Genomic DNA, 16,501 nt, shown 5'->3' with positions numbered 1-16,501 from the left:
TGGGTGCTAAATGGTACTAACTTAACAATGACCTTTAATCCTAAAAAAGTTACTCACTTGCATAAGAATACTGACCCTAATTCAGGTTCAAATGCATACGTTACAACTTCAGAAGTTCTTCAAATTGCTGAACGAAATGCAAAAATTGAAGGTGACTTCCTAAACTTTGGAAACCCTGTGTTAGATAGCGAGCACAATTCAAGTGCCGTAGTTGGGTTGAAAAACTTTTATGAATTTACCGGATTTGCAAACGTTACCGCAGGAAACTTATTAATGGTTTTAATTGGGTTGGTATTCATTTTCTTAGCGATTAGATATGATTATGAGCCATTATTGTTGATTCCTATTGGTACAGGTATTATTATTGGTAATATTCCAATGTTCCAGGCGGTTGACTTCAACTTGAAGTTGGGTATCTACGAGCCAGGTTCAGTAATGAATATTCTATACTCCGGGGTTGTGAATGGATGGTATCCGCCATTGATATTCTTGGGAATTGGTGCAATGACCGACTTCTCATCCTTGATCTCGAATCCAAGATTGATGGTATTGGGAGCAGCAGCTCAGATTGGTATTTTTGCTACTTTCCTAGGTGCTCTTTGGTTGGGATTTGCTCCGCCAGAAGCAGGTGCAATTGGTATCATTGGTGGTGCTGATGGTCCAACAGCTATCTTCCTTTCATCGAAATTGGCGAATGGTATGAATGTAATGGCCAATGGTGAGACTGTGAAGAACTTGATTGGTCCTATTGCGATTGCTGCTTATTCATACATGGCATTGGTACCTGTAATTCAGCCTCCGATTATCAACTTGCTTACAACTAAGAAGGAAAGAAAGATTAAGATGAAGCCACCACGCGCTGTTACTCGTCTTGAGAAGATAATTTTCCCTATTGTAGGTATGTTGTTAACTGCATACATTTCACCAACAGCTCTACCTCTATTAGGTATGTTGTTCTTTGGTAACTTGTTAAAGGAATCAACTGTTACTAACCGTTTGGCAGATACTGCAAGTAATGCATTGATTAACACCATTACAATCTTGTTAGGTGTTACTGTTGGTGCTTCTACCCAGGCTGACGTGTTTTTAACTGCTGACTCTATCATGATTTTCGGTCTTGGTGCTGCTTCATTTATTGTAGCAACTGCCGGAGGTGTAATTTTCGCTAAAATCATGAACTGGTTCTCGCCAAAAGATCGTCCAATCAACCCAATGATTGGTGCTGCAGGTGTATCAGCTGTACCAGATAGTGCTCGTGTAGTTCAGAATATGGGATTACAAAACGATCCATCTAACCACTTATTGATGCATGCAATGGCTCCTAACGTATCTGGGGTTATTGGCTCGGCAGTAGGTGCAGGTATCTTATTGAGCTTCTTAATGTAGCCAAACATCTATAGTTAATATATCAAAAGGGTTGTTGAGTAATCAACAGCCCTTTTTATGGTTCTTATCGGATATGTAACGATTTTCATCGTATTTGGAATAGCTCCCATGCTTCTTATAGGTCTGGGAACCTATTCATCTTGCCATGGCCTTGCTTTCGGGTTTAGAGTTTATCTATTGGAACAATAAGTATGTATTGCGAGGCTTTCAGAAGGTATAATCTTTCCAAATATCTGATTTTTTTATATTGATTGGATGTTATATATTTATAACAACTAATTATATCAGATGTAAAAATGGTTTTAATGGGAGAGGCGAGAAGGATATGGTTTTTTCGTTTCTCCTGTTTCTGTTTTTGTGAATTTGTAGAAATAAAAAAAGCTTCGAAAAATCGAAGCTTTATGTTACCATAGTTTAAATCTACTACCTTGAGTGCTTTCTTCCTTTTTAACTATTTTAGGAACTTCTACATCTAAAATACTATTGATATACGACATACACTTTCCGCATCCTGTGTTAGCTCCTGTGTATCGTCTAATTTCTTCTATTGTAGTGGCATTTTTATCGTGAATTGCTTTATCTATTGTGTTTCTGTCTACCATTTGACAGTTGCAAACTATGTCTCTCATGTTAATCTCAATTAATATATAATTCTGATGTAAATATATATATTCTTCGATTGATATCAGAGAAATAAGGTAATTAATTTAAAATAAATCTAAATAAAGATTCAAAGTGTTGATTATAAGTTGTTTTCAAGATAGATTTTCATCTGTCTGTACATATCTATTACCTCATCTTTTTTAGGTAATGATTCGTAGATTTTTTTTAGATAGTTCTTTTCGCTTACTACTTTAAAGCTCTTTTTAAAGTTTAAATCGTAAACCCATGACATTTGATGAATCTTTTGTTCATTAAGTGTAAGAATATCCTTTTTGCTAACCACCTTTTCGTCCATAACCGATTTATAAACCATTTTCGAGATTTCTGGTTTATCTGCCAGCTCCATTTCTAATCTTTTATTAGAGCCAGTTTTATATTCTGTATAGTACTTTGAAAGAATGTTTAGAATATCTATTCTATCAGCATCTCTAAGTAGCTTAAGGAATGTCAGAGCGTCCTTATTTACTGATTTAGGTAAAATGTCGATGTCGTGATAACGAATACATTCGAAAATGATTTGTACGGTATCCTCTTCTAGTTTACCAAGTACATTTTCCGATTTTAAAACATCGATTCCTAAATCGATATGATTATCCTGTTCGTTATCCGAGAAAGTTTCGTGTTTCAATAATTGCTCGAATCTTCCAACATCATGCAGGAGAGCAATTGTTTTGGAAATTAATAACTGTTCATCATTTAATTCACATTCTGATGAAAGTTCTGTAATGATCTCAACCGTATTACAAGAATGAATTCTTTTTAGGTCAAAATTCAGGCTGATTTCCTCGTTCTCGCTTGAAAAACTGTTTGAGTATATTTCAAACCAGGATTCAATATTTTGGTAAATTTCTTGATTCAAGATGTATGTGTTAAAATAGCACGCAAAACTACATCTTTTCTATAAAAGCGGAAAGTATTTGTACGGTTGAATTGATAAGGATTTGACCAATGTTCATGTTTTATGACAAGAGGCTTTATCCATTGGTTCAATACTTAAATTTTTACGATTGGAGATAGAAAAAATGCGATCAATTATTGATCGCATTTTTTAAATTCTATTTTTTAGTTGGCTGGCATGTTTTGAATGATATCTACCAGATGTTGCCAAAACTTTTCTACAGTTTCGATATTAATTCTTTCATCAGGAGAATGTACATCTCTTAAAGTAGGTCCAAATGAAATCATGTCCATTTCTGGATATTTTTCCAGGAATAAACCACACTCTAATCCTGCATGGATAGATCTGACTACAGGCTCTTTTCCAAAAAGTTTTTTGTAAGAATCTACAGCAACAGTTAAAATTTCTGAATTAGGGTTTGGTGCCCATCCAGGATAACCATCGGTATGTTCGATTTGAGCACCAGCCAAAGTTAATGAGCTGCCAACCATTTGAGCAATGTTGTATTTTTCGCTGTCCACATCGCTACGTTGTGAAGTTGTGATTTGTATTTTGTTATCATTGGTAAATTTAACAGAAGCTAAATTGGTTGATGTTTCAACCATACCAGGCATTCTTGAACTCATGGAAAAAACTCCGTGCGGACAAGCGTAAATAGCATCCATTAAATTATTACTAGTATTGACATCAATAACAAATGCAGGTTTTTCAACTGACTCTAATGTGATCTTAAGTTTTGGCTCGTAAATTTCCCAAACATGCTCCATTTCTGAAGCGTAAATGTTCAGGTCTGCTCTAACATTTTCCTTAAATTCTGAAGGTAAGGTTATTATAGCATATGCTTCACGAGGAATTGCATTTCTAAGGTTACCACCATTAAATTCGTTAATTCGGATATTGTACTTCTTGTTGATTTGCCAAAGAAATCTATTCAGTATTTTATTCGAATTTCCACGTCCTTTGTTGATTTCGTCTCCAGAGTGACCGCCAAGTAATCCCTTAACATCAATTCTAATGGCGAAATGTCCGTTAGGAACCTCCTCTTTTTGATATTCCATATTGGCTAAAGTGTCAATTCCTCCAGCACATCCTATAAATATCTCCCCTTCGTCTTCTGAGTCTAAATTCAATAGAATCTTACCATCGAAAAAACCTGGTTGTAGAGCGAAAGCACCTGATAAGCCTGTTTCTTCATCTACAGTAAAAAGACATTCTATAGGACCATGTTCAATATTATTAGATGTTAGAAGAGCCATTTCTGCAGCCATACCAATACCATCATCAGCGCCCAGAGTGGTTCCTTTTGCTTTTACCCAGCCGTTGTCAATCCATGGTGTAATTGGATCGGTGTCAAAATTGTGAGTTGTATCATTGTTTTTTTCGCAAACCATATCCATATGCGATTGTAGAACCACTGTTTTCAGGTTTTCTTTGCCTGGAGTAGCAGGTTTTTTAATCAACACATTACCAATCTCATCTCTTTTAGTTTCTAAATTGTTCTTCTTTCCAAACTCAATTAAAAACTCAATTATTTTTTCTTCCTTTTTAGAAGGGCGAGGGACCTGACAGATGTCTTCAAAGTGTTTCCAAACTTCCTTAGGTTCTAATTTGCTTAATATATTTTCCATTGTTGTTTAAATTTTTTTTCAAATGTAATAATTAGGCTCGGGATTATAATATTTAGTAATAAATATTTGGGTATTCATCAAAAGTACTTGGTGATAATTCAACAAAAAGTTAATAGATAAATATTGTTTCTATTCAAATGTTAAAAATCTTTATAGTGATGCTTTAATAGGGCGTACTCGTGAAAAATTAGCTTATTTGTAGTTTAACTATTGTGCTGAAAAATTGGTTGTAAACTATGATGAAAGTCATAAAAAAATGAGTAGCAGGAGGAGTTTGTTAAAATTTGTTAAATAAATTTAAAATATTATATTTAGGATCTAAAATTACCATTAACCATATTAGAATCTTTACTTAATTACTAACTAAAAAAGTTTTTTTATGAAAAAAATGATTGGACTATTTGTGTATCTATTTCTTATAGGTGTACAAATAGTAAATGCACAAAGTAAACAGATTACTGGTACAGTAACTAGTGCCGAGGACGGACTGGGAATGCCAGGAGTATCTGTTGTGATTAAAGGTACTACGATTGGGGCTAGTACTGATATTGATGGGAAATACACCCTTAAAGCGGAAGCATCAGATGTTTTGATGTTTAGTTTTGTTGGTATGGTTTCTCAAGAAGTTACAGTAGGAAATCAAACTGTAATTAATGTAGTAATGGAAAACGAATCCATTGGTGTTGATGAGGTAATGGTTGTTGCGTACGGGACAGCTAAAAGATCATCATTTACTGGTTCTGCAACTGTAGTAAAAGCAGATAAATTAGAAAAGAGAAAGACTACAGAGATTACAAAAGCTTTAGAAGGAGAGGTAGCTGGTGTTCAGGTTATCAATTCTTCAGGTCAGCCAGGTGAGACGGCACAGATTAGAATTAGAGGTATTGGCTCTTTAAATGCTTCATCAGAGCCTCTTTATGTGTTGGATGGTATCCCATTTGGTGGAGATTTAAGCTCTATTGATACAAGAGATATTGAATCTTTTACTGTTTTGAAAGATGCTTCAGCAGCGGCTTTGTATGGTTCCAGAGCAGCTAATGGTGTAGTTTTGATTGAAACCAAGAAAGGTAAACAAGGAAAATCCAAAATTGATGTAAATATAGATTTAGGTACTAGCTTTAGATTGTTACCATATTATGAAACTACTGATAGTCCTGAGGAGTACTATGAGCTATCTTGGGAAGCATTAAGAAATGCTAAACTATATGCACCTGCAGGGGCCTTGGATTTAAATGCTGCAAATGCGTGGGCATCACAAAACTTAGTAAGTGAGTTAGGTGGTTATAATTTGTATAATGTTGCGGATGATCAACTAGTAGGAGTAGATGGTGTATTTAATCAGAGTGCCCAACGAATGATTAATGACGATTGGGAAGATGAAATGATGAGGACAGGTCTTCGCAAATCTATTGGTGTAAGTTTTAGAGGGGGTAAAGATAGAACAACTTATTATTCGTCAGTTAATTATATGAATGATGAAGGGTATGTTAAAGAGTCTAGTTTTGATCGTTTAAGTTCTGTAATAAATTTGGATCATCAGGTTAAATCTTGGTTGAAAACGTCAAATAAGTTAAGTTATACATATTCAAAAATGACTAATCCTGTTAGTGAGGATAGTAGTGCAGCGAATAATGCATTTTATTTTATTAATAATATCCCTCCTATTTATCCAGTATTTGTTTATGATGAGGATTATAACAGAGTTTTTGATGAAAATGATGATTATTTGTATGACTACTCTGATGGATCAGCTCCTGGTTTGGAAAGAAGATTTGGTAATTTTATTAATCCAGCGAGAAGTTATGAGTTAGACGAAAGATTTACTGAGATTCATGAAGTTACTGCGAATTCTTATTTAGAGGCTACATTCTTAGATAATTTTAAATTTTCAACTAGAATTGGTGTAACATATCAAAGCTCATTGTCAGCAAGACAGCAAAATTCATTGTATGGAGATGGTAAAGGAAAAGGTTCTGTTTCACGAACTACTAATAACAGACTTACCTATACATGGAACCAGATTTTAAATTGGAATAAGCAATTTGATGACCATACTATTTCAGCTATGGTTGGACATGAGGTTTACGACTATGAGAGAAAGTATCAGTATGGTTATAAGACTGGAACTTTGAAAGAGCATGTACCTGAATTTAGTAATGCCATTAAGTTAGAGACATTGAATTCAGATACATATAGTCGTTCTATGGAAAGTTACTTTGGTCAAGTTATTTATGATTATAAAAGTAAATATTTCCTTAAAGGTTCCTACCGTAGAGATGGTAGTTCAAGATTCCCTAATGATAGATGGGGTGATTTTTGGTCAATTGGTGGATCATGGAAAGCTAGTGATGAAGATTTCTTAGCAGATTATAGTTTTATTGATTTATTAAAATTTAAAGCTAGTTATGGTGTTTCAGGTAACGAAAATATTACATCATCTTACCCTGCATTTGACTTGTATAACATTGCTAACCTTAACGATCAAATGGCTTTGGAGTTTGATTCAAAAGGTAATCCTAATTTGACTTGGGAGTCTAATACCAATTTTAATGTTGGTGTTGAATTTGACTTATGGAACAGAAAGCTGTCAGGTTCATTAGAGTATTATGTTCGAGATACTAAGGATATGTTATATTCACGTGATGTAGCTGGCTCATTGGGATATTCTTCTATTTTTGTGAATGATTTAGATATGCGTAATTCAGGATTTGAATTTAGTTTCTCATATACTCCTGTAAGTAATGATGATCATGAATTAACTATTAATTTGAATGGAGCACATTATAAAAATGAGATTACAAAAATGCCAGCTGATCCTGCAACAGGTAAGCCTTCAGAATTCATTCGTAATGGAACATTTGGATATGAAAAAGGACGTTCTATCTATGATCGTTACCTTCAAAGATATGCCGGGGTTGATTCTGCAACGGGTCAAGCTCAATGGTGGGTTGCTGTAAATGAAGATGGAGCTATTGCAGATATTAATAAGTCAACCGAGGAAAACCTTGGTGATTATACCTGGGAAAAGACAACAGATTATGATGAAGCTACACGTGTATTTACTGGAAATACTGCAATTCCTGATTTACAAGGTGGATTCTCGTTTTATTATAGATACAAAGGTTTTGACTTAGATGTGAGATGTATTTATCAAATTGGTGGAAAAGCATATGATGGTATTTATGCAGATCTTATGAATTCGGCCAGAGCTGTTGGTAAAGGAGTTTATCACAAGGATATATTGAATAGATGGACCCCTGGAAATACTACTACAGACATTCCAAGATTAACAAATGATTTAGACAAGAATATTAGTTCAAGATCTGACCGCTGGTTAACAGATGCTTCTTTCCTTGGACTATCTAATGTTAGGTTAGGCTATACTTTCTCAAATGAAATTTGTGATAAATTAAATGTTGATGCATTAAGTGTATATGCTTCAGGTAATAATTTATATACTTTTACAAAAAGAAAAGGTTTTTATCCTAATACTTCTACTACAGGTAGTTCTGATGAGTATAGGTATACTCCAATGAGTGCAGTAACATTAGGTGTAAAAGTAACGTTTTAATTGAAATAGATGAAAATGATGAAATTTAAATATATTATATTAGGAATCTTCATTTTAACATTTATCGGATGTTCAGATGATTTTTTAGAGGCAGAACCTGAAGCCCAGGTTACGCCAGAACAATTAGCAGATTTACCAGCATCAAAGTTAGCTGGAGTTATCGAAGGCAAATTAAAGGGTGTTTATAGTACTTTATTAATTAATGAAGCTGTTAGCAATCGTGAGCCTTATTCAGGGCAGAAGTCATATGATCTTGTTTCCGATTTATTTTCAGGAGATATGGTTATGACGGCCCAAGGATATGGATGGTACTGGTGGGAATATACCCTACAAGTTCATAGTCCAACTTATTCGCGTCCTACGTATTATTGGAGAACATTTTATAGTTTAATTTATTCTTTGAATGGAATTATAGAAACGATGCCAACAGTCCCTGAGGATCCTAAATTAGCATCAATTTATGCACAAGCTCGTGGTTTAAGAGGATATTGTTATTTCAAATTAATTAATATGCTTCAGCACCCATATCTTGATGATATGAATGCACCAGGAGTACCTGTATATACAACATCTGTTAATGATGCTCCTAAGGGACGAAATAGTGTTGGTGAAGTATATACACAAATTGTTAATGATTTAGATTCTGCGCAGATTGCATTTAATGTGAAAGATGTCGCTTCTTTGGGAGTACGCGATTTTAATGAAAATGCACTATCTGCTATTTATGCACAAGTTGCTTTATTTATGGGCGATTATGAGAAAGCAGAAGTAGAAGCTAAAAAAGCTAAAGTAGGTTATTCTTTCATGACAGAATCAAAGTATCAAAGTGGATTTAATGATATTAATAACGATGAATGGATTTGGGGTATTGATGTTACTACAGAGACGAATAATAGCTATGATTCATTTTTCTCGCATGTAAGTAGTGTTGATGACGGTTATACGCCATTTAACATGTATAAAATCATGGATGCAGAATTGTTTAGTCATATTGACGAGAATGATTATCGTTATAACACATTTTATAATCAAGATGCTGACAATAGAGCTGCTTATGGTGATGCTTGGCAAAATAAGTTTTATAATGAAGCAGGAAAAGAGCTTGATTGGGTTTCTGATTATGTGTTGATGAGAGTTTCTGAGATGTACTTAATTGAAGCTGAGGCCTTGGCTCGTCAAGGAAAAGATGGTGAAGCTAAAACAGTATTGTTAGATCTTATAAATGCAAGATGTAATAATACGGATCCTTATAATGTAGCTTCTCTTTCTGGAGATGCACTGCTTCAGGAAATCTATATGCAAGCAAGAATTGAATTATGGGGAGAAGGCCGTGCATTATATTATAAAAAGAGATTTAAGAAAACTATTATAAGAGATTATACAGGATCTAATCATGGTTATTTATTGCCAGATATGCCATATAATCATAAAGATATTCTTTTAATGATTCCGGATTCTGAGATTAATAATAATCCAGAAATTACTCCTGATGATCAAAATCCTTAAAAAAGTATATTATAAATAAAAAGAGACCGTCTCAGAATAATTTTTTGAGACGGTTTTTTATATTTAGGACACATCTTAGGTCTAGCTTTTAATACTCTAAAAGATGATAAAATAATCATTATGTAATTCAACTAAAATAGAATGTTTTTTTAAAAGAGGTTGTCTCAAATTGACTTTGAATAGGTATTCTTAAGGTTCTTAAATCCTCAAACGATGGATTCTATTATTGTTAACAATCACACTTTTATCTATGGAAAACTGTTGTACGGAAATAAGGTAAGAGATGATTTTATGGAATTGCTTGGTGGAGGTAAGAAGGTGCAATTGTTAAGATATTATACCTGTCGTTTCATAAAAGGGAGAGATGTTAGTTCTTATTCTGCACCAGATCCTGATCGTTATGTGTTGAAGAAAGAATACTATATAAGAAGGAGTAATGAAGTTGCTGAACTCATTAAAGTGAATAAAAAATCGATTTTACAATTACTAGAAGATAAAAGGGAGTATGTTCAAACTTTAATAAAAAAGAATAAATTGAAGATTGGTAAAGAAGATGATTTGATTAAAGTTTTTAATCACTATAACAGTTTGTTTTAGCATTCTATGAACACGCTAATAGGGAAAATAGGAATTTGAATGAAATATTTAATCTGATTTTTTCTTGAATAGATTTATACATAGATAAATATAAAACGAAGAGCTAGCATATTTTGATGTTAGCTCTTCGTTGTGTTGTGGGGTGTGTAATTTTCATTAAATGAATATAATAAGATCATGAGGTCATAAAATATTGTGTTGTGGTGAAGTGCATGTTTAAGACTTTTGCCTTATTGTATGGTTAATTATTTTTTGCTAGAATGATTATATTTTCTGGTGTTTGTAAATGTTAATGTTTGTTAAAACCAATTAAAATACTATTTTTACCTACCTAATTACCATTAACCATTTTGCATTACTTAATTACTAACTAAAAAGTTTTTTTATGAAAAAAATGATTGGACTATTTGTGTGTCTCATGTTAATGGGCTTACAAATAGTGAATGCGCAAAGCAAGCAAGTTACCGGTACGGTAACGAGTGCTGAGGATGGTCTGGGCATGCCTGGAGTATCTGTTGTTATTAAAGGTACTACAATAGGATCTAGTACTGATATTGATGGAAAATATACATTAGAAGCTTCACCAAACGATGTTTTAATGTTTAGCTTCGTGGGAATGGTCCCACAAGAAATTACAGTAGGAAATAAAACTGTAATTGATGTTGTTATGGAAGCTGAATCAATAGGGGTTGATGAAGTTGTTGTTACTGCATTGGGTATTAAAAGAGAAAAGAAAGCTCTTGGATATGCAGTACAGGACGTAAAAGCTGAAGATCTTAAGAAAACAGGAACGCCAGATTTGGCAAAAGCGCTGCAAGGGAAGGTAGCTGGGGTTGATATTAAAATGTCAAGCGGTATGCCTGGTGCTTCTTCTCAAATTGTTATTAGAGGATCGCGTTCGTTTACAGGAAATAATACTCCATTGTATGTAGTAGACGGAATGCCTATCGCAAGTACAGCTGCATTTAGTACTGGTAGTAGTGTTACAGGAGCCGATATTTCTAATAGAGCATTAGATTTGAATCCTAATGATATTGAAAGTATTAATGTACTAAAAGGTCAGGCAGCAGCAGCATTATATGGGCTTAGAGCCTCGAATGGTGTTGTTATTATTACTACCAAGAGTGGAAAAGGAGGAGTAAAAGGAAAACCTATAGTTTCAATTAACCACACAACAAGTTTTGATATGGTTTCCAGAACTCCAGACTATCAAAAAACCTGGGCTCAAGGATATGCTGGTGCGTATAGTCCAAGAACATCAATGTCATGGGGTAGTAAAATTTCAGAATTACCTAATGATCCAACTTATGGTGGTAATGGAAATGGTCATGATGGAATGTATAGGGTTCCTCAGTTAGAGGATGCAGGTCTTGATCCTTGGGTTACTCCTCAGGTATATAACAATTGGGATGATTATTACCAAACTGGTTATACATCAACTACGGGAATTAATGTTAGCCAAGCTACAGAAAATGGTAATTTCTCAGTGGGAATTGGTTATACAGATCAAGACGGTATTGCTTTAAATACTGGAATGGAAAGATGGAATGCAAAGGCTGCAGCTGAAAGAAAACTTAATGAAAATTTTACAGTTGGATTTTCTACAAACTTTGCAAAAACTGAAGTTGATAAATTGTCGGGAGCTAATGATGCTTCTTTGGCAGGTGTATTATCTGCTCCAAGTAGTTATAACCTAAAAGGCATACCTTATCATGTTCCTGGCGATCCATATACTCAGATTTATTATCGTTCATTAACTTTTGACAATCCATATTGGATTGAGCATAATAATGAGTTTAATGAACAAACAAATCGTTTTTTCGGAAATGGATATATTCAATATTCTAAAGAGTTAACAGCAGATATGAACTTAACTGTGAAATATCAATTGGGTATTGATTCTTATACTACTCACTATCAGGATATTTTTGGTTTTGGAAGTAAAGGAAAGACAGGTTCTATTAATAATTACGGAGTAACTGACGTAACCTATAACTCTTTGTTAACAGCTAATTTTGATTGGAAAATAAATGATGATTTCCAATTGAATGTTATTGTTGGTAATGAATTAAATCATAACGAAACGAAAACTTATGATCAGTTTGGTCAGGAGTTCAATTTTGGAGGATGGAATCATGTTAACAATGCGAATACAGTAACTTCTGATGAGGCACAATATAAAGACAGAACCGTTGGTGTATTTTCAAGTGTTTCACTTTCATGGAAAAATATGTTATTCTTGAATATGACTGGACGTAATGACGTTGCATCTTCAATGCCTCGTGATAACAGATCATTCTTTTACCCTTCTGTTTCTTTAGGATTTGTAGCCTCGGAACTTGATTTTATTAAGAATGCAAAATGGATTTCGTTTGCTAAAATTAGAGGTTCTTATGCGGAAGTTGGACAAGCTGGAACATATAGAGAAAATTATTATGCAAAACCTAATTATGGCGGTGGATTCTGGACTGATGAACCTATCATATATCCGTTAGATGGTACAAGTTCTTATATTCCTAATAATGTTTTGTACGATCCAGCATTAAAACCACAGAATACAAAATCTTATGAGTTAGGGATTAACTTGAAATTCTTAAACAACAGAATAGGAGTTGATTATACATATTCAAGACAAAATGTTGAAGATCAAATTTTCTCGGTACCTCTTGCTGGTTCTACAGGAGCTAGTAGTTTAACTATGAATGGAGGAGAGGTACATACTAATGGTCATGAGGTTGTTTTATACTTTACCCCTATCTCTACAAACGATTTTACTTGGGATTTGAATGTTAATTATTCAAAAATTGAGAATGTTGTCGATAAATTGGCCCCAGGTGTGGAGAGTATTTTCTTAGGTGGTTTTACAACTCCTCAAGTTAGAGCTGGAATTGGAGATACTTATCCTGTAATTTATGGATCTCAGTATAAGCGTGATGAAATGGGAAGAATCCTTGTTAATGAAGATCCTAACGCTGACGGTTACGGTATGCCAATGGCTGGTGATCCTGGCGTAATAGGTTCTGTTTCTCCTGATTTTATTGTAGGTGTTTCTACTAACTTAAGATATAAGAAATGGTCTCTTGGTGCTACTTTCGAATGGAAAGATGGTGGACAGATGTATTCTGGCTCTAATGGACTTCTTGATCTATACGGTATGTCTGAAAGAACAGAAGACAGAGAATCTACATTTATATTTGAAGGTTATAAGGCAGATGGATCGAAAAACGATATTGCAAGAGGTGGTGCTAATGACGTTGGTGCATACCAGACATTATACTCAGATGTATTAACTAATATTGATGAGTATTATATACATGGTAATTCTTTTGTGAAACTTAGAGAATTATCATTAAAATATAATTTTGGTAAGACTTTAATTCCTAATGTAGATCTTTCTGTTTCTGCCTTTGCACGAAATATCTTGCTTTGGACAGAGCTAGATAATTTTGATCCTGAATCTTCTCAGGGAAATAATAATATGGCTGGAGGTTTTGAGAGATTTTCTCTTCCTCAGGCAACAAGTTATGGATTTAGTATAGATGTTAAATTCTAATTATTAAGAAAGGACAATTATGAAAAAAATATTTTATAATATAACCATTGTTTTATTTGCTTTTATGGTTAGTTCATGTTCTGAAGATTTGATGGACAATATCAATAAGAACGTGAATGATCCTGCAAATGTAGCATCAAACTTGATTATTACGGATGTAATGACAAGTACAGCATTTAGTGTGACAGGATCTGATTTGGCTTTTTATTCTTCATGTTATGTTGAGCATAATGTGGGTGTTTACAATCAGATGTATAATGCAGAGATTAGATCGAATGAACCTACAAGTAGTACTACTTATAATAATTCATGGAATTCAATTTATCAGACCTTATTGAATCTTAATGATGTGATTGCTAAATGTTCCGAAGGTGGATCTGAAGAGGGTAATTATCATACGTTAGGGATTGCACAAATTTTATCTGCATATAATTTGGCGATATTAACAGATGTTATGGGTGATGTACCTTGGACTGAAGCATTGCAACCTGGTGTAATTTTTACCCCTGTATTAGATTCTCAAGAATCGATCTATACTGAAATATTTAGCTTTTTAAATAATGCTATTGAGAATTTAGGAAAGGAAACAACTTTTCCAAATTTAGGAAATCAGGATTTCCTTTATGACGGAGACGAAGATAGTATTGATAATTGGATAAAATTTGCTTACGGTTTAAAAGCAAGGTATACAATGAGATTATCATTGCGCAATGCAAATTATACTGATGTAATTTCTTTTGCAAATCAATCTTTTGCTAATGCTGATGAACAATGTCAATTTAATTACAATGGTTCTTCTTCGAAAAGTCCTTTTCAACAATTTTTCTTAGATCGTGATTATTTTGGTGCAAGTACAAGTTTACACAACAAACTTACTTCTAGAAACGATCCACGAGATGCCATTTTCTTTAAGCCTTACGCAGATGGAGGTACTTTGGAATTTGCTCCAAATGGAACACCAAGTCAAGAACAAGGGCGCTATGGAATTTCTGCAATTAGTTCTCTAACTGCACCAACTTATTTAATGAGTTATCATGAGGTTGAGTTTTTAAAAGCTGAAGCATATGCTAGACAAAGTGATCTTGTAAATGCGACTGCAGCTCTTAAAAAAGCAATAGTAGCAGCATGTGCAAAATCTAATATTGGTATTTCACAAGCTGATGCTGAAACTTATTTTACTGATGAGGTGGAGCCTAAATTATTAGATCAGAACACAACTTTGAAAGAGATCATGGTTCAGAAATATATTGCCTTTTTTGAAGAAGAAGCAATTGAAGCATATAATGATATTAGACGATTAAGAGCTATGGGCGAAGATTTTATTCAATTGGATAATCCTTTGAATACTAATCAATTTCCATTAAGATTTTCATACGGATCTGAAGATGTAACTACTAATGCAAATGTTCGTGAAGCATATGGTGATGGAAGTTACGTTTATTCTGAGAATGTATGGTGGGCTGGAGGATCCAGATAATGTTATAACTAAACAAAAACGAAAAAGGAATGAAATTATATAGATTATTAAGTTTATTTGTTGCACTTTCACTTTTTATTAGTGGATGTGATGACACGAACGAGAATCTTGTAGGATCTCGTGGTTTATCGATTATACCGGTAATTACAGATGTTAATCCAGCCTTTTATACATCAGATTTAGCAAATTCTTATGTGGAATTTGTTGTTGATTTACCAGAAGGAGAACAGGTTGATGCTGCTGAAGTACAGGTAACTTATAAAGGCACTACTGCTGTTGTACAAGAAATTGCTTCATTTCCGGCAACTATTACTTTACCAGCTTTAGATGTAATTGGTGTTTTAGGTTTATCCGAAAGTGATATTAAAGTAGATGATTCGTTTTTATTTCATGTTGTTACTACTTCAGGTGATGTTACATCGAGATCGACAGCTGCATTAAATGTATTTGTAACTTGTGAATTTACTCCTGCTATGGCAGTTGGTAGCTACCATGTTGTATCTGAAGATTGGGAGGTTGCAGGCGATGTTGAATTTACAGCAGATCCTAATGATCCGTTCAAAATTTTTGTATCTGGTATTTATGAAATGGAAGGTGGAGCTGCAAATGATAATTTACTTGAATTAAACATTGATCCTAATTCATTTAAAGTAGATGTTGTAACTTCGCTTCTTGGTTCAAGTGCTCCTTGGGGGGCTTACACAAACTACTATTATGGTCCTGGTGGAGGTCTGTATAAGTCTTGTGATGGTTCTTTCGAGATGCAATTTAAGATTAGTGTGGATGAAGGATCATTTGGAACCTATAATTTCTTGTTTACGAGAAATGATTAGCCGTTAATTTAAATAATCGTTATTGATTGTTTTTATTAAATAAAAATCAATAGTCTTCAGGGTATATTCCCTGGAGACTTTTTTTTGAAACTTTTTTCTAACCTGTCGAATTTAATTAAAGTATTCTAGTAATAAATTCATGAAGAGGTATTTGATTAAAAAAAATATGTTAATATGAAGTTTTTTCAAATTTTTGAATATAAATCTTAAATAAAGCTGACTCCACAAATGAATAGTTTCAGAGAAACTTAGAATTATAACATTAAATAAATGCTTCCGCAAAATTGTTCTCACTTGGATAAATCGCTCGAACTTATGCCACTCATATCGGAGCAAAGTGTGCCACTGATTTCGGTCTAAGTTGTGCCACTTTTTGTAGATAGTATATC

The 16,501-nt window shown here is 33.8% G+C and carries 10 protein-coding genes; 7 read left to right on the top strand and 3 right to left on the bottom strand.

From position 1 onward, the window contains the following. Nucleotides 1–273 precede the first annotated feature (273 nt). The gene (locus tag M0051_RS07965) at nucleotides 274–1,386 is read left to right on the top strand and encodes a sodium ion-translocating decarboxylase subunit beta (RefSeq protein WP_373568308.1); all 1,113 of its coding nucleotides are present in this window, start codon (nucleotides 274–276) and stop codon (nucleotides 1,384–1,386) included. Between the two features lie 404 nt (nucleotides 1,387–1,790). On the opposite strand, the gene M0051_RS07960 is transcribed toward M0051_RS07965, so the two are convergent. From M0051_RS07960 to M0051_RS07950, 3 genes are all read right to left on the bottom strand, one after another. After that, nucleotides 1,791–2,015: a (2Fe-2S)-binding protein gene (locus tag M0051_RS07960; protein ID WP_282014700.1), complete on the bottom strand. Its 225-nt coding sequence runs from the start codon at nucleotides 2,013–2,015 to the stop codon at nucleotides 1,791–1,793. A 113-nt stretch (nucleotides 2,016–2,128) separates the two neighbouring features. Beyond that, nucleotides 2,129–2,908: an HD domain-containing protein gene (locus M0051_RS07955; protein WP_306741002.1), complete on the bottom strand. Its 780-nt coding sequence runs from the start codon at nucleotides 2,906–2,908 to the stop codon at nucleotides 2,129–2,131. A 203-nt stretch (nucleotides 2,909–3,111) separates the two neighbouring features. Next, complete coding sequence (locus tag M0051_RS07950; RefSeq protein ID WP_306741001.1) at nucleotides 3,112–4,575, bottom strand: aminoacyl-histidine dipeptidase; 1,464 nt, start codon at nucleotides 4,573–4,575, stop codon at nucleotides 3,112–3,114. A gap of 379 nt (nucleotides 4,576–4,954) precedes the next feature. Here M0051_RS07950 and M0051_RS07945 point away from each other — a divergent pair, with 379 nt between their 5' ends. From M0051_RS07945 to M0051_RS07920, 6 genes are all read left to right on the top strand, one after another. Next, nucleotides 4,955–8,146, top strand: coding sequence for a TonB-dependent receptor (locus M0051_RS07945; protein WP_306741000.1), 3,192 nt, complete (start codon nucleotides 4,955–4,957; stop codon nucleotides 8,144–8,146). A gap of 15 nt (nucleotides 8,147–8,161) precedes the next feature. Then, complete coding sequence (locus tag M0051_RS07940) at nucleotides 8,162–9,652, top strand: RagB/SusD family nutrient uptake outer membrane protein (RefSeq protein WP_306740999.1); 1,491 nt, start codon at nucleotides 8,162–8,164, stop codon at nucleotides 9,650–9,652. 213 nt (nucleotides 9,653–9,865) lie between these two features. After that, on the top strand, nucleotides 9,866–10,249 hold the full coding sequence (locus M0051_RS07935) for a hypothetical protein (protein ID WP_306740998.1): 384 nt from the start codon (nucleotides 9,866–9,868) through the stop codon (nucleotides 10,247–10,249). A 385-nt stretch (nucleotides 10,250–10,634) separates the two neighbouring features. Next, entirely contained in the window at nucleotides 10,635–13,802 is a 3,168-nt protein-coding gene (locus M0051_RS07930; RefSeq protein ID WP_306740997.1) for a SusC/RagA family TonB-linked outer membrane protein, read from the top strand. Between the two features lie 19 nt (nucleotides 13,803–13,821). Next, the gene (locus M0051_RS07925; RefSeq protein WP_306740996.1) at nucleotides 13,822–15,279 is read left to right on the top strand and encodes a SusD/RagB family nutrient-binding outer membrane lipoprotein; all 1,458 of its coding nucleotides are present in this window, start codon (nucleotides 13,822–13,824) and stop codon (nucleotides 15,277–15,279) included. A gap of 29 nt (nucleotides 15,280–15,308) precedes the next feature. Next, entirely contained in the window at nucleotides 15,309–16,112 is an 804-nt protein-coding gene (locus M0051_RS07920; RefSeq protein WP_306740995.1) for a hypothetical protein, read from the top strand. Nucleotides 16,113–16,501 lie beyond the last annotated feature (389 nt).

Origin of the sequence: Marinifilum sp. D714 (assembly GCF_030851345.1) — a bacterium.
Taxonomy (GTDB): domain Bacteria; phylum Bacteroidota; class Bacteroidia; order Bacteroidales; family Marinifilaceae; genus Marinifilum.
This window is presented reverse-complemented; position numbering and strand designations above follow the sequence as displayed.

Coding starts and splice junctions, on each gene's coding strand:
- M0051_RS07965 (WP_373568308.1), top strand. CDS start 274: ATGGTTTTAATTGGGTTGGTATTCATTTTCTTAGCGATTAGATATGAT.
- M0051_RS07960 (WP_282014700.1), bottom strand. CDS start 2,015: ATGAGAGACATAGTTTGCAACTGTCAAATGGTAGACAGAAACACAATA.
- M0051_RS07950 (WP_306741001.1), bottom strand. CDS start 4,575: ATGGAAAATATATTAAGCAAATTAGAACCTAAGGAAGTTTGGAAACAC.
- M0051_RS07945 (WP_306741000.1), top strand. CDS start 4,955: ATGAAAAAAATGATTGGACTATTTGTGTATCTATTTCTTATAGGTGTA.
- M0051_RS07940 (WP_306740999.1), top strand. CDS start 8,162: ATGATGAAATTTAAATATATTATATTAGGAATCTTCATTTTAACATTT.
- M0051_RS07935 (WP_306740998.1), top strand. CDS start 9,866: ATGGATTCTATTATTGTTAACAATCACACTTTTATCTATGGAAAACTG.
- M0051_RS07930 (WP_306740997.1), top strand. CDS start 10,635: ATGAAAAAAATGATTGGACTATTTGTGTGTCTCATGTTAATGGGCTTA.
- M0051_RS07925 (WP_306740996.1), top strand. CDS start 13,822: ATGAAAAAAATATTTTATAATATAACCATTGTTTTATTTGCTTTTATG.
- M0051_RS07920 (WP_306740995.1), top strand. CDS start 15,309: ATGAAATTATATAGATTATTAAGTTTATTTGTTGCACTTTCACTTTTT.